17 protein-coding genes are annotated in these 19,443 nt (G+C 44.9%); all 17 read right to left on the bottom strand.

The window, feature by feature from the left end; all coding sequences use genetic code 11:
- Positions 1–242: 242 nt before the first annotated feature.
- Positions 243–1,496: a threonine ammonia-lyase IlvA gene (gene ilvA / locus VRU48_RS08685; RefSeq protein WP_330107530.1), complete on the bottom strand. Its 1,254-nt coding sequence runs from the start codon at positions 1,494–1,496 to the stop codon at positions 243–245.
- A gap of 95 nt (positions 1,497–1,591) precedes the next feature.
- Complete coding sequence (locus VRU48_RS08680; protein ID WP_330107529.1) at positions 1,592–2,752, bottom strand: 2-isopropylmalate synthase; 1,161 nt, start codon at positions 2,750–2,752, stop codon at positions 1,592–1,594.
- A 17-nt stretch (positions 2,753–2,769) separates the two neighbouring features.
- Positions 2,770–3,849, bottom strand: a complete 1,080-nt coding sequence (leuB, locus tag VRU48_RS08675; protein WP_330107528.1) for a 3-isopropylmalate dehydrogenase — start codon at positions 3,847–3,849, stop codon at positions 2,770–2,772.
- Complete coding sequence (locus tag VRU48_RS08670; protein WP_330107527.1) at positions 3,849–5,324, bottom strand: ATP-binding cassette domain-containing protein; 1,476 nt, start codon at positions 5,322–5,324, stop codon at positions 3,849–3,851. Before VRU48_RS08670 ends, leuB begins: the two co-directional genes overlap by 1 nt.
- 56 nt (positions 5,325–5,380) lie before the next feature.
- Positions 5,381–5,971: a 3-isopropylmalate dehydratase small subunit gene (leuD, locus tag VRU48_RS08665; protein ID WP_330107526.1), complete on the bottom strand. Its 591-nt coding sequence runs from the start codon at positions 5,969–5,971 to the stop codon at positions 5,381–5,383.
- Positions 5,972–6,018: 47 nt separating this feature from the next.
- Positions 6,019–6,780, bottom strand: coding sequence for a class I SAM-dependent methyltransferase (locus VRU48_RS08660; RefSeq protein WP_330107525.1), 762 nt, complete (start codon positions 6,778–6,780; stop codon positions 6,019–6,021).
- A gap of 80 nt (positions 6,781–6,860) precedes the next feature.
- Positions 6,861–8,273, bottom strand: coding sequence for a 3-isopropylmalate dehydratase large subunit (gene leuC, locus VRU48_RS08655; protein ID WP_330107524.1), 1,413 nt, complete (start codon positions 8,271–8,273; stop codon positions 6,861–6,863).
- A 71-nt stretch (positions 8,274–8,344) separates the two neighbouring features.
- Positions 8,345–9,826: a ketol-acid reductoisomerase gene (gene ilvC / locus VRU48_RS08650; RefSeq protein ID WP_330107523.1), complete on the bottom strand. Its 1,482-nt coding sequence runs from the start codon at positions 9,824–9,826 to the stop codon at positions 8,345–8,347.
- A gap of 39 nt (positions 9,827–9,865) precedes the next feature.
- Complete coding sequence (locus VRU48_RS08645; protein WP_330107522.1) at positions 9,866–10,252, bottom strand: glyoxalase superfamily protein; 387 nt, start codon at positions 10,250–10,252, stop codon at positions 9,866–9,868.
- A 136-nt stretch (positions 10,253–10,388) separates the two neighbouring features.
- On the bottom strand, positions 10,389–10,991 hold the full coding sequence (gene ilvN / locus VRU48_RS08640; protein WP_330107521.1) for an acetolactate synthase small subunit: 603 nt from the start codon (positions 10,989–10,991) through the stop codon (positions 10,389–10,391).
- Between the two features lie 6 nt (positions 10,992–10,997).
- The gene (gene ilvB / locus VRU48_RS08635; protein ID WP_330107520.1) at positions 10,998–12,737 is read right to left on the bottom strand and encodes a biosynthetic-type acetolactate synthase large subunit; all 1,740 of its coding nucleotides are present in this window, start codon (positions 12,735–12,737) and stop codon (positions 10,998–11,000) included.
- 4 nt (positions 12,738–12,741) lie between these two features.
- Entirely contained in the window at positions 12,742–14,421 is a 1,680-nt protein-coding gene (gene ilvD / locus VRU48_RS08630) for a dihydroxy-acid dehydratase (RefSeq protein WP_330107519.1), read from the bottom strand.
- 617 nt (positions 14,422–15,038) lie between these two features.
- Positions 15,039–15,929: a branched-chain amino acid transaminase gene (locus VRU48_RS08625; protein ID WP_330107518.1), complete on the bottom strand. Its 891-nt coding sequence runs from the start codon at positions 15,927–15,929 to the stop codon at positions 15,039–15,041.
- A 132-nt stretch (positions 15,930–16,061) separates the two neighbouring features.
- The gene (locus tag VRU48_RS08620) at positions 16,062–16,190 is read right to left on the bottom strand and encodes a hypothetical protein (protein WP_330107517.1); all 129 of its coding nucleotides are present in this window, start codon (positions 16,188–16,190) and stop codon (positions 16,062–16,064) included.
- Positions 16,191–16,467: 277 nt separating this feature from the next.
- The gene (locus VRU48_RS08615; RefSeq protein WP_330107516.1) at positions 16,468–17,169 is read right to left on the bottom strand and encodes a TMEM175 family protein; all 702 of its coding nucleotides are present in this window, start codon (positions 17,167–17,169) and stop codon (positions 16,468–16,470) included.
- Positions 17,170–17,262: 93 nt separating this feature from the next.
- Complete coding sequence (gene atpC / locus VRU48_RS08610) at positions 17,263–17,514, bottom strand: ATP synthase F1 subunit epsilon (RefSeq protein WP_330107515.1); 252 nt, start codon at positions 17,512–17,514, stop codon at positions 17,263–17,265.
- Between the two features lie 65 nt (positions 17,515–17,579).
- Positions 17,580–19,082: a F0F1 ATP synthase subunit beta gene (gene atpD, locus VRU48_RS08605; RefSeq protein ID WP_330107514.1), complete on the bottom strand. Its 1,503-nt coding sequence runs from the start codon at positions 19,080–19,082 to the stop codon at positions 17,580–17,582.
- Positions 19,083–19,443 lie beyond the last annotated feature (361 nt).

Raw genomic sequence — 19,443 nt, 5'->3', positions numbered from 1 at the left:
TAATCCATTCTGCCAACAGGAGCGGTGCTTCGTTAATGATTTGATGAAGTAGCCAAAGATTTTGATCAATCAAACTTCCCCTCTTTGGGTCACAGACCGGGGTGTTTAATAGACCAATTATATTTAACCACCCCGCCCTTTGGGCACCCCTCCAAGGGAGGGGAATTGTAAATATTATCTTGCCAGCTGCCATCGTTGGTGTTCTTCACCAACGATTTAATCCATTATACCAACAAGAACAGTTAAACCAAATATTCGAATAAGGTTTGGTCTTGGTTCAGCTCGATGATGTCGAATTTAAAGGCTTTCATGCGCTCAAGCAGGCTTGAATAATCTTCCCGATCTCTTAGTTCGATACCTACCAAGGCTGGGCCATTTTCGCGTTCGGTCTTTTTGATGAACTCGAAACGGGTAATATCGTCATGCGGACCCAAAACTTCAGTTACGAACAATTTCAATGCCCCCGGACGTTGCGGAAAACGCACAATAAAATAGTGTTTGAGGCCTTCAAAAAGCAAAGATTTTTCCTTGATTTCCTGCATGCGTTCGATATCGTTGTTGCCACCGCTTACTACACAAACTACTTTTTTGCCTTTGATTTTTGAAGCGCAGTAATCGAGTGAGGCCACGGCCAATGCTCCGGCGGGTTCGGCAACAATAGCATCTTCGTTGTACAGTTTTAAGATGCTGGTACAAACTTTTCCTTCGGGAATGAGCAGCACTTCATCCAAAACTTCCCTACAGATTGGGTAGGTGAGTAGTCCCACCGATTTAACGGCAGCGCCATCAACAAAACGGTTGATTTGTTCCAGCTTTACCGGCTTACCGGCTTTAAAAGCAGCATCCATAGAAGGTGCACCTTCGGGTTCTACACCAATCAGTTTAATGTTGGGCTTGGTATTTTTGAGGTACATGCCCGTGCCAGAAGCCAAACCTCCGCCACCAATAGGCATAATCACCACTTCTGCACCTGGAAGGTCTTCCAATATTTCTACGCCAACGGTTCCTTGTCCTTCAATCACGTGATAGTGATCGAAAGGAGGTACGAAAGTCATGAGGTTGGCTTCGGTAAAACGCAAGGCTTCTGCCAAACAATCGTCGAAAGTGTCGCCAACCAGCACAATATCAATCCAGCCGTTGCCAAACAATTCCGTCTGACTTACTTTTTGCTTGGGCGTAATCTCGGGCATAAAAATAGTGCCCTTGATTTTGAGTTTCTTGCAGGAATAGGCTACGCCTTGTGCATGGTTGCCCGCACTGGCGCAAACCACGCCGTTTTGCATCAGCTCGGCCGGGATTTGGCTCATCATGTTATAGGCGCCACGCAATTTGTACGAGCGCACCACTTGCTTGTCTTCGCGCTTGAGGTAGATTTCGGCGCCATATCTTTCCGATAGGCGGGCATTGTATTCTAAGGGCGTACGCAACACAGTGCCTTCGAGCCTTTCGGCTGCCGCTAGAAAATCAAATGTATGTGGTGTTGTTGTTAGGTTCATTAGTTCAATCGTTCATTAGTCATTGGTTCATTGGCCATTCGCTGATTAGCGAAGACACTTGCGAAGTTTTTAAAACTTCGCAAGTGTAGAATACCCTACGCCAAGTGTAAAGCCACCAATTGGTTCAAATCGTGGTCGTCTATGCCTTGTTTGCTGTCGGCCAAGATTAAAAACTGTTGGTAAACGATATCTAAATGCGCTTTTTCCAGGTTGTGGCCTAAGCGGTCTAAGTGATGCTTCAAGGCATGCCTGCCACTTCTTGCCGTTAAAACAATAGCTGCCGAAGGGAAACCTACATCTTCTGGTTTAATGATTTCGTAGTTTTCGCGGTTTTTCAGGAAGCCGTCTTGGTGGATGCCCGAGCTGTGCGAGAAGGCATTGCCACCCACAATGGCTTTGTTGGGCTGTACCGGCATGTGCATTTGCTGGCTCACGTGCCTGCTGATGTCGTAAAAACCTTGGGTATTGATTTGTGTATGCAGATTGAGGCTTTTGTGGGTCTTCAAAATCATCACCACTTCTTCCATAGAAGTATTTCCAGCACGTTCGCCAATACCGTTTATGGTACATTCTACCTGACGTGCACCATTTTGCAAACCGGCAATGGAGTTAGCGGTTGCGAGGCCCAAATCGTTGTGGCAGTGAACCGAAATAATGGCTTTATCGATGTTTTTTACGTTTTCTTTGAGGTAAAGAATTTTAGAGCCATATTGATCTGGCAAGCAGTAGCCGTTGGTATCTGGAATGTTGACGACCGTTGCACCAGCAGCAATTACCGATTCGACCATCTTGGCCAAGAACTGGATATCGGCCCTGCCTGCATCTTCTGCATAAAACTCTACGTCTTCTACATATTTTTTGGCATATTTTACGGCTTCAACACCACGGGCCAAAATTTCTTCGCGGGTACTGTTAAACTTGGTTTTGATGTGCATATCAGAAGCTCCGATACCCGTGTGGATACGTGGTCTTTTGGCATAGCGCAAAGCATCGGCTGCTACATCAATATCGTTTTTGTTGGCTCTGGTTAAAGCACAGATAATAGGATCGTTTACCGCTTTCGACAATTCGATTACGCTGTTAAAATCGCCGGGGCTTGACACGGGGAAGCCGGCTTCAATCACGTCTACTCCTAAGCGCTCCAGCGATTTGGCGATATCAATCTTCTGGTTGGTATCTAGCTGGCATCCAGGAACCTGTTCACCATCGCGTAGGGTAGTGTCAAAAATATAAACTTTGTTAGGGTCGTGTAGCATCGTCTTAGGGTTTTAGGTTAATGATTGGATAAAAATTTCAAGACCAGTTTGCCCATTTCCTGGGTGCCTAGTACTTTGTATCTGTTCGTGGCGGCATCGGCAATGTCGTTGGTTCTGAAGCCTTCTTTCAGCACTTTGTCAACCGTGTCGACAATCTTTTTGGCTTCTTCCTTTAATCCGAAGCTGATTTCGAGCATCAAGGCCGTCGACAGGATAGAAGCCAACGGATTGGCCAAATCTTTGCCGGTAATGTCGTGTGCCGAGCCGTGGATAGGTTCGAAGAAACCGGTGCCGTCGCCTACCGAAGCCGAAGCGAGCATGCCCATTGATCCGGCAATTTGCGAAGCCTCGTCGGTTAAAATATCGCCAAATAAGTTCGCGGTTAATACCACATCAAACTGTTTAGGGTCTTTGATCAGCTGCATGGCCGCATTGTCGATAAACATGTGCTCGGTTTGTACGTCAGGGTATTGTTTGGCTATTTCCTGAACGGTTTCGCGCCACAAACGTGAGCTTTCGAGCACGTTGGCTTTATCGACCGAGCAGAGTTTCTTGTTGCGCAATCGGGCGGCTTCGTAGGCTTTGTGTGCAATGCGCTCTACCTCGTATTTGTGGTAGATCATCAGGTCTGAAGCCGTTTGCCTGTCTTCAGAGCGTGTTTTTTCGCCGAAGTACACATCGCCGGTCAGTTCTCTGAAGAACAGAATATCGGTTCCTTTTAAGATAGCCGGTTTAATGCTCGAGGCGTGCAGCAACTCATCGAACAATAAAATTGGACGCAGGTTGGCATACAGGCCGAGTTCTTTCCTGATTTTGAGCAATCCTTGTTCCGGACGTACTTTTAACGAAGGATCGTTGTCGTACTTGGCATGCCCAACCGCACCAAAGAGGATAGCATCGCTCTTTTTAGCTTTTTCGAGGGTTTCGTCTGGCAGCGGGTTTCCTGTTGCTTCGATGGCAACGTGGCCCATTAATGCTTCATCGAAGGTAAAATTGTGGCCGTAGGTGCTTGCAATATACTGCAAAACCGCTTTTCCCCATTGGGTTACTTCTGGTCCAATTCCATCACCCGGAATAACTAAAATATGTTTCTCCATTATGCTAATTCTTTTTGTGTTTCGTAAGTTTTTGTGTTTTTGACGACTTCGCCCTTGTTGAGCAGAAGCTTATGGGTTAGGCAGTTGGGCAATTGCGATTCGAAATGGCCTACATAAATGAGGGTCATGCCGTTGGCGCAAAGTGCGTCTACCAGTTGATTAAAATGTTGTGTTTGCTGTTGGTCTAAACCTTGGCAAGGCTCATCTAAAATGAGCAATTCGGGATTTTTGATAATGGTTCGCGCCAACAGCACCAGGCGTTGCTTGCCCAAAGGCAAAGTGCTGAACAATTCGTTGCGCGATGCAGTTAGTCCAAAATATTCGATCAATTCGTCTACCTGACAGGTTTTGGAGTAGGGTAGCTGCTGGAAAAGTCCAACGCTATCGTAAAAGCCGGAGGCGATGCTGGCAAAAACGGTCGCTGTAGCATCGAAATACCAATGAAATTCTGGAGAAATCAGGCCAATATGTTGCTTGATGTCCCAAATGCTTTCGCCACTGCCTCTCCTGTTGCCGAACAAATACAGTTCGTTGGCGTAAGATTGGGGGTGATCGCCATTAACCAAGCTGAGCAGGGTTGATTTACCCGAACCATTATGGCCCTGCAACAGCCATTTCTCGCCAGCTTTTACCTCCCAGTTGATGTTTTTCAAGACTTGCTTGTCGCCATAGCTGATGTTGACATTCACCATTTTAACGATGTCGCTCGAAGAATAAACTGGCGATTCTTTCAAGAAATCCGGAATATTTCTCAAATACTTTGTTGGAGCTGAATTGCTGGTTTCAAAAGCATCAACTTGTACCAGTTGGCCATCTTGAAGGGTAGCAAAGCGATTGATACAGTTAGGCAGTTTGGTGTCGTTGCTGATTAAAATGAGTTGAGCACCGGCTTCAGCCAATTGATCTAATAAAACGTTCAGGTTTTGGCGCGAGGCTACATCCAAACCGGTATAGGGCTGGTCGATAATGAGCAATTGGGGCTGTAGCCATAAAGCTTTAACCAGTTGCAATTTTTTATGTTCGCCGCTAGAAAGTTCTATGAGTTGCGAACTGGCAAAAGTCGCAAAGCCCAAAGCTTCTAAAATCGGTTCTACTTTATCGAAATGAAGCTTGTTTTCCTTGCCATAGGCCAGCAGTTCGGCATGCACGGTTAAGGTTTCCTTCGCCTGCTGACTGGTATAGCGCTGCTGATAGTAGAAATTGGCAACACCTTCCAAGTTTTTGAACTGATACCAGCTTTCTACATAAAGTACCTGTTTGGGCAAGTTGCTCAAGGCATCAAAATCGATCTCAATGCTTCCCTGTGCAGGAGTTAAACCAGCAATGGCCTTGGCTAATGAGGTTTTTCCGTTGCCACTTTCGCCACCAATGACCAAGTTTTCGCCAACTTGCATTTCCCAATACAAATCCTTTAGCACCACTTTGTTGTGGTAACTGAGGTTAAGGTTTTGAATGTGGACGAAGGGTTTGAACATGTTGTGGTTTGGGTATAGCGTATTGCGATTTGCGTATTGAGATGCGAGATTGGTCTTTAAGCTTTCACCTTTCTTTCAAATGCTTCGATTAAGGGTTTTTGGTTCAAGATGAAATCAATATCATCGTAGCCGTTAATGAGGCAAGATTTTTTGTAAGGGTTGATTTCAAAACTTTCTTGTTGACCAGTGCTTAACAAAGTGATGGTTTGTTTTTCCAAGTCGATTTCTATTTCAGTTTTCGGATCTTTGGCAACGGCTGTAAATAGCTGATGCAGAAAACCGTCGCTTACCTGCACCGGCAACAAACCGTTGTTGAGCGCATTGCCTTTAAAAATATCGGCAAAGAAACTGCTCACTACGGCATCAAAACCGGCATCCTGAATGGCCCAGGCGGCATGTTCGCGACTGCTGCCACAGCCGAAGTTTTTGCCTGCTACCAAAATTTTGCCACTGTAGGTTTTGTCGTTTAGTACAAAATCTGGTTTTGGGTTGCGGTTTCCATCGTAGCGCCAATCGCAGAACAGGTTTTCGCCAAAGCCCTCTCTGGTGGTGGCTTTCAAAAACCTTGCGGGTATAATCTGATCGGTATCAATGTTCTCTATGTTTAAGGGAACTACTGCCGATGTTAATTTTTCAAATTTTTTCATTTTACTCGTATTGCGTGTAGAGATGCGCGTATAGCGATCTCTTCTATCTATTTTTTAACTGCTTTAACCCTCAATCTTCTATAGTCTGTAAACCATTCGCCTTTAATGAAATAGTTTGGCTTTAAAATTTCTACGGCTAAATCTTTGATGGCTTCGGCTTGTTCGCTGCTCAGGTTTTTAAAAGCATGCTGTGCAAACTGTTGCATCCAGGTATGCATACCTTTCTCGCCATTTAAGCGGGTAGGCCGATCAAACAGCCAAGCTTGCTCTACCTCAAAACCATGCTTTTCGAGCAAATTGGTATAAGTGCCAATAGAAGGGAAGTACCAAAAATTGGTAACCACCTGATTGGCCAGCCCCAAATTTTTGGCTGCCGTAGCAATAGCTTCGGTAATGCTTTGTACATTGCCTTGACCACCAAACTCTGCGACTAAGCGGCCACCTTTTTTTAAACTTTGGTAAAGGCCTTGGGTTAGGCCTTCCTGGTTTTCGATCCAGTGGAAAGTGGCGTTGCTGAAGATGGCATCGAATACCCCATTATAAGGTAATTGGGTGGCATCGACTACATCAAAGGCCAAATCGGGATAATTTTCTTTGGCCGTGGCAATCATACTGGCCGATGCATCGGTACCTACCACGTTGGCGCCACTTTTGGCAATCTCGTTAGCCAACTGACCGGTGCCACAGCCTACATCTAAAATGGATTCGCCACGTTTTGGTGCCAACCATTGCAACACATCTGCACCATAGTCAGACACAAAGTGATGCTGTTTGTCGTATAATTTACTATCCCAAGTAATTTCTGGCATATTTTAGTTCATTAGTGTCATGGTTCATTAGTCATTAGTTCATTGAGAACTGAAAACTGGCGACTGCTACTGTCGTTTTTTTAACTTTCTATCTTTTCAAGTAATTCTCTAACGTCTGTAATTTTACCTGTAACGGCTGCTGCAGCGGCAGTTAAGGGGCTTACCAATAGGGTTCTGGCATTTGGTCCTTGCCTGCCTTCGAAATTTCGGTTCGAAGTGGATACGCAGTACTTTCCTGCCGGAATTTTATCTTCGTTCATGCCCAAGCAAGCGCTGCAACCGGGTTCGCGCAGTTGGAAGCCAGCTTGTTCGAAAACTTTATCCAAGCCTTCTTCCTTAGCCTGTTTTTCTACCTGTTTGCTGCCTGGTACAATCCAAACTTCAACGTTTTCGGCTTTGCGTTTGTCTTTTACAAATTCGGCCACTTCGCGTAAATCTTCGATGCGCGAGTTGGTGCAAGAACCGATGAAAACATAATCAACAGGTTTGCCGATTAGCAAGGCATCATCTTCAAAGCCCATGTAATCCAAGGCTTTTTGGTACGACAACTGTTCGCTTTCTGGCTGTGCCTGGGTGGCTGGAATGTGTGCCGAAATGCCCATGCCCATACCCGGATTGGTGCCGTAGGTAATCATTGGCTCGATATCTTCGGCGTTGAATTTCAATACCCGATCAAATTGGGCATCGGCATCGCTGTACAAGGTCTGCCATTTGGCTACGGCTTTGTTCCAGTCTTCGCCTTTTGGACTAAACTCTCTGCCTTTCAAGTAATCGAACGTGATTTGGTCTGGCGCAATTAAGCCACCACGGGCACCCATTTCGATACTCATGTTGCAGATGGTCATACGGGCCTCCATGCTCAATGAAGTGATGGCCGAGCCCGCATACTCGATGAAATAGCCAGTGCCACCTGCTGCCGAAATTTGCGAGATAATGTACAAGATGATGTCTTTTGAAGTTACGCCCAAGCCTAATTGACCGTTCACCTCAATCTTCATGGTTTTTGGCTTTTGTTGCAATAAGCATTGAGTAGCCATAACCTGTTCAACTTGCGAGGTGCCGATACCAAAGGCAATGCTTCCAAATGCACCGTGGGTAGAAGTATGGCTGTCGCCACAAACAATGGTAGCACCGGGCTGGGTAATGCCCAATTCTGGTCCAATGACGTGTACAATGCCTTGGAAAGGATGTCCCAAGCCATATAATTCGATGCCAAATTCTGCGCAGTTTTTGGTCAGCATATCTACCTGGTAACGCGAAAGTTCTTCCTTAATCGGCAAATGCTGGTTTAAGGTAGGCACGTTATGATCGGCAGTAGCAATGGTTTGCTTTGGCCTAAATACAGGCAAGCCACGTTTGCGCAATCCGTCGAAAGCCTGCGGACTGGTTACCTCATGGATAAAATGGGTATCGATGTATAAAATATCGGGGAAACCGGTTTCGCTCTTTACGACGTGTGCATCCCAAATTTTTTCTACTAGTGTTTTAGACATATTGTTTTGTTTTGTTGTTCTTCACCCAACACCTTATAGATTTCGAAACCTATAAGGTGTTGGGGTAGTATTTATGCTGTTTTAATCGATTTCATTGCCGTCATCGCCTTTCTCAATTTGGCGCCTACAATTTCAACCGGGTGGGTGCGAATTACTTCGTTTACACTGATCAATGCTCTGTTGTCTACGCCACCGTCTTTGCCCTCGTTGTAGTTCTTGCCGATTAGGCTGGCATCAACTCTGGTCATGAAATCGGCCAATAAAGGTTTACAAGCGTGGTCGAACAAGTAACAGCCATATTCTGCCGTATCGGAAATTACGCGGTTCATTTCGAACAATTTTTTACGGGCAATGGTGTTGGCAATCAGCGGTGTTTCGTGCAACGACTCGTAGTAAGCCGATTCGGCTTTGATGCCTGCATCAACCATGGTTTCGAAAGCCAATTCTACACCGGCTCTTACAAAAGCTACCAAAAGCAAGGCATTGTCGAAGTATTCTTGCTCGCTGATTTTAACATCGCCAGCTGGAGTTTTTTCGAATGCGGTTTCGCCGGTAGCGGCGCGCCAAGCCAAAAGATTTTTATCGCCATTGGCCCAATCTTCCATCATTACACGACTAAATTCACCACTCATGATGTCATCTTGATGTTTTTGGAACAAAGGACGCATGATGGTTTTCAATTCTTCCGAAATTTCGAAGGCCTTGATTTTGGCTTGGTTGCTTAACCTGTCCATCATGGCTGTAATGCCACCATGTTTTAAGGCTTCGGTAACTACCTCGATACCATACTGAACCAATTTAGAGGCATAACCTTTGTCGATTCCTTTCTCCACCATTTTATCGAATGAAAGAATAGCGCCAGTTTGCAACAAACCACAAAGAATGGTTTGCTCGCCCATCAAATCCGATTTTACTTCGGCCACGAAAGAAGATTTTAAAACACCGGCTTTGTGTCCGCCAGTACCTACGCAATAAGCTTTAGCCTGTGCCAAACCCTTGCCTTGTGGATCGTTTTCTGGATGCACGGCAATGAGGGTTGGTACACCGAAGCCTCTTACAAATTCGGCTCTAACCTCGCTGCCTGGGCATTTTGGAGCTACCATAATTACGGTGAGGTCTTTACGGATCTGCATGCCTTCTTCAACGATGTTGAAACCGTGCGAATAAGATAAGGTTGCACCTTCTTTCATCAAAGGCATTACGGCATTTACAACCGATGTATGTTGCTTATCTGGCGTAAGGTTGATCACTACATCGGCAGTTGGGATCAACTCTTCGTAAGTGCCTACCTTAAAATTGTTTTCGGTGGCGTTTTTCCACGAATCGCGTTTGCCTTCAATTGCTGCCGCACGTAGGGCATAAGCAACATCTAACCCACTATCTCTTAAGTTTAAACCTTGGTTTAAGCCTTGGGCGCCACAGCCTACGATAACCAGTTTCTTTCCTTTCAGTGCATTTACGCCATCCAGAAATTCTGAATTCTCCATAAAGTCGCATACGCCCAACTGGTTTAATTTTTCTCTAAGTGGTAATGTGTTAAAATAATTAGCCATTGTTTTATTTGTTGATTTTTGGTTGATTTCTTTTGTTTTTTATAAGTCTGTCTTTTCGTTTTCAGGCAGTTCTTCGTTAAACGAGATCTTGTTGAAAAACGGGTCGTTTACCGTTACGCACCAGGTGCCGTAAAAAGTTTTTTCGAGCCCGGGCCTGTTGTATTTGTATTTTTTATCGATAAGGGAACGATGAAACTCCTTTAGTCCGGTACAATCGATGTGGATGTGTGCGCCAGGCGAACAATCGCCATGATGCTCGCTCAAATGCAGTTCGATGCCACCCAGCGAAATTTGCATGTAAATAGGCGTATTGTCTTCAAACTGGTGTTCCCAGTCTATTTTGAAGCCCAGCCAGTCTACATAAAACTCGACCGCTTTTGCGTAATCGAACATCCTTAAAATCGGTACTACTTTAGTGCATTTCATCTTTTGGTTCATTAGTTCACTGGTGTCACTGGCTGATTGGAGGATTAGCTTATTCGTTAACTGTCATTTCTATTTTACCCTGTGCCTTTTATGCTGTAAAGACTTGCGAAGTTTTTAAAACTTCGCAAGTCTGGTTCTACATCGTAAATACCTTATCGCCTTTATCCAAATACTCGTTTTCTATCACATCCTGGCCTGGTTCGATGCGTTCGAACTCGCGCAGTTTGCTATGGAAGCCTTCGCTGGCCTTGATGATGGCCACACGCGCGCTGCGCACAAATTCGATGAGGCCGTGAGGTTGCAAAACCTCGATCAGCTTATCGGTTTCTTCGCGGTGTCCGGTGGTTTCGAAAACGGTATAGTCTTTTCTAATCACAACCACACGGGCACCATACTCGCGCAGGAGGCGTTCTACCAATACCTTCTCGGCAATTTCATCGGTTGGAACTTTGTAAAGCGCCATTTCTTGCCAGATGATGTCTTCGTTGGTGTTGTAGTAAACCTTAAGTACTTCGATTTGTTTTTCGATTTGTTTGGCCAATTTGCGGACCACTTCCTCGGTTTCCTGAATCAGGATGTTGAAGCGGTGGATGTGCTCGATCTCTGAAGGAGAGGTGTTTAAGCTCTCGATATTGATTTTGCGGCGCGAAAATATGATGGCGATACGGTTCAATAATCCGATTTGATTTTCGGCATAAACCGTGATGGTAAAGTCTTGTTTGTTGCTTTCTGTGCTCATAATCGGTTATTTTAATCTGATTTCACTTACACTGCATCCCTGCGGAACCATCGGGAAGACGTTGTTTTCTTTGGTTACCATCACCTCTAAAAGGTAAGAGCCTTTGTGGTTCAGCATCTCGTCTAACGAGCTTACCAAATCTTTGCGGTCTGAAATGCGTTTGCCTGCGATGTAATAAGAATCTGCCAATTTGATAAAATCTGGACTGGTAATGTCGACCGACGAATAGCGTTTATCGTTGAACAATTCTTGCCATTGGCGAACCATGCCCAAGAAACGGTTGTTCAGGATCATGATTTTTACATCGATGCCACTTTGCATAATGGTGCCCAATTCCTGCAAGGTCATTTGGAAACCTCCATCGCCGATTACGGCAACCACGGTTTTGTCTTGTGCGCCAAACTTAGCCCCAATCGCGGCCGGTAGTCCGAAGCCCATGGTACCCAAACCACCACTGGTAATGTTGCTGCGGGTGTTGTTGAATTTGGCATAACGGCAGGCTACCATTTGGTGCTGACCTACATCGGTTACGATAATGGCATCACCATTGGTTAAGGCATTCAATTGATTGATAACCTCGCCCATGGTCATTTCTGCAGTAGTTGGGTTCAGTTCGCTTTGGATAACGGCCTCCACTTCTTCTTGGCTATAAGCCTTGAAGCGTTCTAACCATTCGGTATGCTTTTGTTCGTTAATTAATTCGGTAAGTAGGGGTAAAGTATCTTTGCAATCGCCCCAAACCGGTACGGTAGCCTTTACGTTTTTATCGATTTCTGCCGGGTCGATATCAAGGTGGACAACCTTGGCCTGCTTGGCGTATTTGTCTAGGCGGCCAGTCACCCGGTCGTCGAAACGCATGCCGATGGCAATCAATACATCAGCCTCGTTGGTTAATACATTTGGACCGTAATTGCCGTGCATGCCTAACATACCCACGTTCAACTCGTGGTCGGTTGGGATGGCGCCAGCGCCCATGATGGTCCATGCAGCCGGAATACCACTCTTTTCTACAAAAGCCTTGAATTCTTTTTCGGCTTTGCCTAACAACACGCCTTGTCCGAATAGGATAAATGGTTTTTTAGCCTGGTTGATCAGATCAGCAGCTTGCGCAATATATTCTTTACGCACGATTGGTTTTGGTCTGTAGCTACGGATGTGGTTGCAAGGGATATAGCCCTCGTAGTTGAACAGCTGCAATTGTGCGTTTTTGGTAATATCGATCAATACCGGCCCTGGGCGACCGCTACGGGCAATGTAAAATGCCTTGGCCAATACGCTTGGAATTTCGGTAGCATCAGTTACCTGATAGTTCCACTTGGTTACAGGGGTGGTAATGTTAATCACATCTGTTTCCTGAAAGGCATCGGTGCCCAAAAGATGTGCAAAAACCTGTCCGGTAATGCAAACCAAAGGCGTGCTGTCTATTTGCGCATCGGCCAAACCCGTTACCAAATTGGTGGCGCCTGGTCCGCTGGTGGCGAATACCACACCAACCTTGCCCGAGCTGCGGGCATAGCCTTGGCCCATGTGGATGCCGCCTTGCTCATGGCGGACCAAAATATGTTGTAATTTCTCTTTATAATCGTACAAAGCATCGTAGATGGGCATGATAGCGCCACCCGGATAGCCGAAAATAACATCGGTTCCTTCGGCAATTAATCCTTCTAACAAGGCAACAGAGCCACTTACCTCTGCAAAGGTTTTGGTGGATGTTTCGCTGGTGAGTTCTTTTTGTGCTGTTTCCATAAGTTTAAGCTTCATCGGTAACGCAACCTTCGGCTGCGGTAGTTACGGTTCGGGCATATTTATACAATACGCCTTTTTTGATTTTCAATTCGGGTTGCTGCCAGTTGGCCTTGCGCTGGGCAATAACCTCGTCAGGTACTTTGAGCGTGATGGTGTTTTTGATGGCACTGATTTCAATTCTGTCGTCGTCTTCCACAAAGGCAATCAAGCCTCCATCAAAATACTCTGGTGTAATGTGGCCCACCACAAAACCGTGGGTACCGCCACTAAAGCGGCCATCGGTAATCAAGGCAACGCTGCTTCCCAGTCCGGCGCCATAAATCGCGGATGTTGGCTTGAGCATTTCTGGCATGCCCGGTGCGCCTTTCGGACCAACATCGCGAATAACGACGACATCGCCAGGTTTTACACGGCCACTCGAAATGCCGTTGATTAAATCAAATTCTCCATTGAATACACGTGCAGGGCCTTCAAAAAACTCGCCCTCTTTGCCACTGATCTTGGCTACGCTACCACCCTCGGCCAAATTGCCGTATAAAATCTGGAGGTGTCCGGTAGCTTTGATTGGATTTTGGGCAGGGAAAATGATCTTTTGTTCGTCGAAATTCAAATCTGGGATTTCTGCTAAATTCTCGGCCAATGTTTTTCCGGTTACGGTTAAACAATCGCCGTGCAACCAGCCTTTGTTCAACAAATATTTCATTACGGCCGGAACACCGCCAATTTTGTGCAGGTCTTCCATCATGTAACGACCGCTTGGCTTCATATCGGCTAATACCGGAATGCGGTTGCTGATTTCCTGAAAATCGTCCTGCGATAATTTCACATCTACGCTTTTAGCCATGGCGATCAAGTGCAATACCGCGTTGGTAGAACCGCCCAAAACCATGATGGTTACAATGGCGTTCTCAAAAGCCTTGCGGGTCATGATGTCGCTTGGCTTGATGTCTTTTTCCAACAAAACTCTGATGGCTTTGCCTGCTGCGATACACTCGGCTTTTTTCTCCTCGCTTAAAGCCGGATTGGACGACGAGTAGGGAAGGCTCATGCCCAAGGCCTCAACTGCGGCGGCCATGGTGTTGGCCGTGTAGATACCGCCACAGGCGCCAGCGCCCGGACAAGCATGTTTAATCACTTCCTTGAAATCAAAATCGTTGATTTGTCCGGCTATTTTCTTGCCCAAAGCCTCGAATGCCGAAACAATGTTCAAGTCTTCGCCTTTGTAATGGCCTGGTTTAATGGTACCGCCGTAAACCATGATTGATGGACGGTTCAATCGGCCCATTGCCATTAAAGAACCCGGCATGTTTTTGTCGCAACCCGGAATGGTGATCAAGCCATCGTAGTATTGGCCGCCACAAACGGTTTCGATCGAATCGGCAATCACGTCGCGGCTCACCAGCGAGTAGCGCATGCCTTCGGTGCCGTTGCTCATGCCATCGCTTACGCCAATGGTGTTAAAAATCAAGCCTACCAAGTCGTTTTCCCATACGCCCTTTTTCACAATTTGGGCAAGGTCGTTCAGGTGCATGTTGCAGGTATTGCCGTCATAGCCCATGCTGGCAATACCTACTTGTGCTTTTTCCATATCGGCATCTGTAAGGCCTATGCCATAAAGCATGGCTTGTGCGGCAGGTTGTGTAGGGTCTTGTGTAAAGGTCTTGCTGTATTTATTTAATTCCATTTTTGTAGTATATCGTTAGTGTTTTCTGTTTTTTGAGGCAAAAAAAAACCGCCTCTTGTGAAGGCGGTTTCGGTTTATGTATATTTTTAGATTATACGCAACGTATTCCACCTCTTGTTGAAGAAATGACAATAATAATGTTGCTAATAATGTTTGTGATCTGGTTCATGTCGTTTTGGACGTTGAACACAAACATACTAACAAATTGAAAAAAACAAAGAACTATTTAATTTTTTTAATTCCTTGGTCTGTGAGCCACAGACCGTTTGTTGGTATCAGTTACTTGTCCTGTGCGCCACAGGACAAGGAGTGTGAATCATTATTTTTAATTTAACTTCCTTTTACTTCTACTTCCTTGGTCTGTGGCTCACAGACCTTGTTAGGTATATTTTAATTGTCCTGTGGGCCACAGGACAAGGATTTGTTTAGATAATGACTTCGTAATTTACTTTTAACTTCCTTGGTCTGTGGCCCACAGACCTTGCTAGGTATATCTTAATTATCCTGTGCGCCACAGGACAAGGAGAGGTTTTTATTTCTATTTCCCTGGTCTGTGGCTCACAGACCATTTATTAACATCTCTTACTTGCCTTGTACGCCCCAGGACAAGGATTTGTCTAGATAATAACTTCGTAGTTTACTTTTTCGAGCACGAGGTTTTTATAGGCCCGTTGCATGGTGGCACCAATGCTGTCGCTCCATCTTTGGCGGTAAACGACATCATCGATGGTGTGGATGCCTACAATTTCGGCAGCGGTACCGCAGAAGAAGGCACCATCGGCACTCTTAAGTTCGGCTACGCTGATTGGTTTTTCGATTACCTCAATATCCAATACATGGCAAAGCTCGATAACGGTGGCACGCGTAATGCCGGCTAGGATATTGCCCAACGATGGCGTATAAAGCTTGCCGTTTTTCTCGATAAAGATATTGGCGCCAGGTGCTTCGGCTACGTTTTCGTCCATGTCTAGCAACAGGGCTTCGTCAAAACCTTTTTGCTTGGCATCGGTAGAGGCCAGGATTGAATTAACGTAATGACCACTGATTTTGGCTTCTACAAAAGTCGATTTTGGATTGGGGCGCTGAAAAGGAGAGACGCATACCTTCAGCTGCTTGTCGCCAAGGTACGAAGCCCATTCCCAGGCACAGATCATAATCGATACGGCTTGCGGGGCAACCAGCGACATGTTGGGCTCGCTGTATACCAAAGGACGGATGTAGGCGTCTTTGAGGTTGTTCAACTCAAGCAGGCGATAGGTTTGTTTAATAAGTTCGTTAATATCCCAAGGGAAAGGAATGTTCAGCAGCTCGCAAGAACGTTGCAGGCGTTTGTAGTGCTCCTTGATTTTGAATACTCGGGTGGCATTGTGGGTTTTGTAGGCCCTGATGCCTTCGAAAGCAGCCAGGCCGTAGTGTAGCGACTGTCCGTACAAATCGGTTTTGGCTTCTGCAGCTTTCACGAACTTTCCGTTCAAATAAATCAGTGTGCTCGAATTGTAATATTTCATAGGTATTGTTTTGTTGCTGTTGCTATTTCTTGTGGTCGCTTTGCTTGGTCGGCAAAGCTTGGTGGTTCATCTTGTTTTGCTATTAAAAAAGCGTCCCTTTTTGTGGAGACGCTTCAGTTATTTTTAGGTTAATTAAAAATTCATGCACGACGTCTCCTGCTGCTTAAGAATGAGCAGCACAACAGGAAGCAACAGCAAAGCCATCGGCAAAAAAGCCAGTTGGTTTGTTGAAGTTAAGTTCCAGTTTTGCAGACGGTTCATTGCCATTGTTTTATGAAAACCAATTTAGTTTTTGGTCTAGAAACTATCAATAGCAAATAAAAAATAAATGAAAAAAAATTATATTCTGATTTTTATTATTAATCAGAATATAATTTCTGTAAAATACCTTTTTAAAGGTTGAATATTGGTGTGGTGTAGACTAAATATGATTTCGGTATTCGGTATACTTGTTATGCGTGCATTGTAAATTTTGCGATTTTCTTCCTGAAATTGAAAAACTGTCATGGAAGATTAAAAAAAATGGAGAAAACAAGCCCTATTTTTTGGCAGCTGCAACAGGTGTTTTTTTGCCTTTCTTTTTGTTGATCAGCTGGGCAATAATGGCAAATACAAATACCCATAACGAAGCATAGGATTTGTCAGCTTCCGCCGGTATCATTAAATAGGTGAAATAGGCGAGCGTGGCGATAACCAGCATGGTAATAAGGATTTGAATTCGCTTTTTAAGCTCGATACGCTGTTCGGCAACGTCTACCTTAACGATAAGATTTTTGCCGCTATTTAGGATATAGCTGTGCAAGACCAGTTGGGCCGCCATGCAAAGCAGGATAATGAGCGAATAGATGAGCGTAGGCAAAAGAATCTCCTGCTTTAAAACAACCAGCGAAGAGCCGAAAGGGAAAAGGCCGATAAAGAAGAGAAAGACCAGGTTTCTGATGATGAGCCCAAGATCGTAATCCTTTAAAAGGCTAAACATTTTTAAATGCTTGTACCACATCATGCCGATAAAGAAAAAGCTCAGTGCATAAGCAAATACGGTAGGCAAAATATGTTTTAATGCCGTTAAAAAAGTGGTTGTAGTGTAATGTTCGTGTTCTTTGAGCTCCGGCAGATGTATTTCGATGGCCATGAGGGTGATGACGATGGCAAATACGGCATCGCTAAAAAGGATCATTCTCTCAAGCTGGAATTCTTTCTTGATTTCTTCTTTGGTAATTTCTTGCTTGGGCGCACTCATGTTGATTAGGGATTTTGCTAAAAATAAAAAGCCCCTTGAAATAATCAAAGGGCTTTTAGGTTTTTGTGCCTGCGAACAGGCTTGTATGATGAACTAAGCCACTACAGCTTCGGCCAATACTACAATTTTATTATCCAGAACTTCTACTACGCCTCCTTTAATGTTAAAAGTATTCTCTTCTTTGCCAGAAACACCTTTAATAATTACCGGTCCGTCTTCTAAAGTAGAGATGATCGGCGCGTGGTCTTTTAAAATTTGAAAAGAACCCAAAGTTCCCGGAACGGTAACCGCAGTTACTTCGCCTTCGAAAACTTTCTTGTCTGGAGTTAATATTTCTAAATTCATGATGTATAGCGTAATGCGTAGGGCGTATGGCGCTAATCGCTATACGCTATACGCTTATCTCAATTCTAGTTTGCTTCTGCTAATAGTTTTTTACCTTTTTCGATAGCGTCTTCGATGCTACCTACCAAGTTAAATGCAGCTTCTGGATATTCGTCAACTTCGCCATCCATGATCATGTTGAAACCTTTGATGGTATCTTTAATGTCAACCAATACACCTTTTAAGCCTGTGAACTGCTCGGCTACGTGGAAAGGCTGCGACAAGAAACGTTGAACACGACGTGCGCGAGATACAACCAATTTATCTTCCTCAGACAACTCGTCCATACCTAAGATGGCGATGATGTCTTGCAATTCTTTGTAACGTTGCAAGGTTTCTTTTACGCGTTGAGCGGTGTTGTAGTGCTCGTCGCCCAAAACTGCTGGCGAAAGGATACGTGAAGTTGAATCCAATGGATCCACCGCAGGATAGATACCTAGCTCGGCAATTTTACGTGAAAGTACGGTTGTGGCATCCAAGTGGGCAAAAGTTGTAGCCGGAGCAGGGTCAGTCAAGTCATCCGCAGGTACGTAAACGGCCTGTACCGAAGTGATCGAACCACGTTTGGTTGAAGTAATACGCTCTTGCATCAAACCCATCTCTGTGGCCAAAGTTGGTTGGTAACCTACCGCCGATGGCATACGGCCCAATAGTGCCGATACCTCAGAACCTGCCTGTGTAAAACGGAAGATGTTGTCAACGAAGAAAAGGATGTCTTTTCCAGCGCCTTCGCCATCGCCATCACGGAAGTACTCAGCTACGGTTAAACCCGACAAGGCTACACGAGCACGTGCACCAGGAGGCTCGTTCATCTGACCGAATACCAATGTTGCTTTTGATTCTTTTAATTTGTCGGTATCAACCTTGCTCAAATCCCATCCGCCTTTTTCCATCGAGTGCAAGAATTCGTCGCCATAGTTGATTACGCCCGATTCGATAAACTCGCGCAATAAGTCGTTACCCTCACGAGTACGCTCACCTACACCCGCAAATACAGAAAGACCTGCATAAGCTTTGGCGATGTTGTTTACCAATTCCATGATCAATACGGTTTTACCTACACCGGCACCACCGAACAAACCAATTTTACCACCTTTTGCATAAGGCTCTAACAAGTCGATAACCTTGATACCAGTATAAAGTACTTCGGTTTCGGTAGAAAGCTCGTCGAATTTAGGAGGAGCGTTGTGGATTGGTCTGCCACCGGTTTTATCAACTGTGTTGATACCGTCGATAGCTTCTCCAACTACGTTGAACAAACGGCCTTTGATCTCATCGCCAACTGGCATTTTGATAGGAGAACCAGTGTCTAGTGCTTCCATGCCACGAACCAAACCGTCGGTTGAGTCCATTGCGATGGCACGTACACGGTCTTCGCCAAGGTGTTGTTGCACTTCGAGAACGATCTTTTGTCCGTTTTCTTTAGTAATCTCTAATGCAGAGAAAATTTTAGGTAAATGGGCATCGTTAGCGAAACTTACGTCAACTACCGGTCCGATGATCTGCGCTATTTTTCCAATGTTAGGCATATATTGTTTTTGGTAAAATTATAAAAATCAAAATGTTAAAGGCGTTTTTAAACGCTTATATTTCGGTCTGCAAAGCTAAGAGTTTTTCGCCAAAATTTTACACATAAATAAAAAGTTTTTCAACATGGCTAAAACAGCTAAAATACCGCTGTTTTGTAGGAGCGGATAGCTGGTGTATTAACTGTTAATTATCAGTTGATTAGGCTCCGGTATTTATTCGGTTTAATAAAACCAGATTTCGGTTGGCCTAAAGCCAAAATAAGCACGAAAAAAATCAGCTTATACGATAGCATGCATTTTCTTTTTTAATTGGGAGGTTAGCTTAGTAACGAATACATTTGCATAAACATAGAAATATAGC

The organism is Pedobacter albus (assembly GCF_036324255.1).
Classification (GTDB): domain Bacteria; phylum Bacteroidota; class Bacteroidia; order Sphingobacteriales; family Sphingobacteriaceae; genus Pedobacter; species Pedobacter albus.
This window is presented reverse-complemented; position numbering and strand designations above follow the sequence as displayed.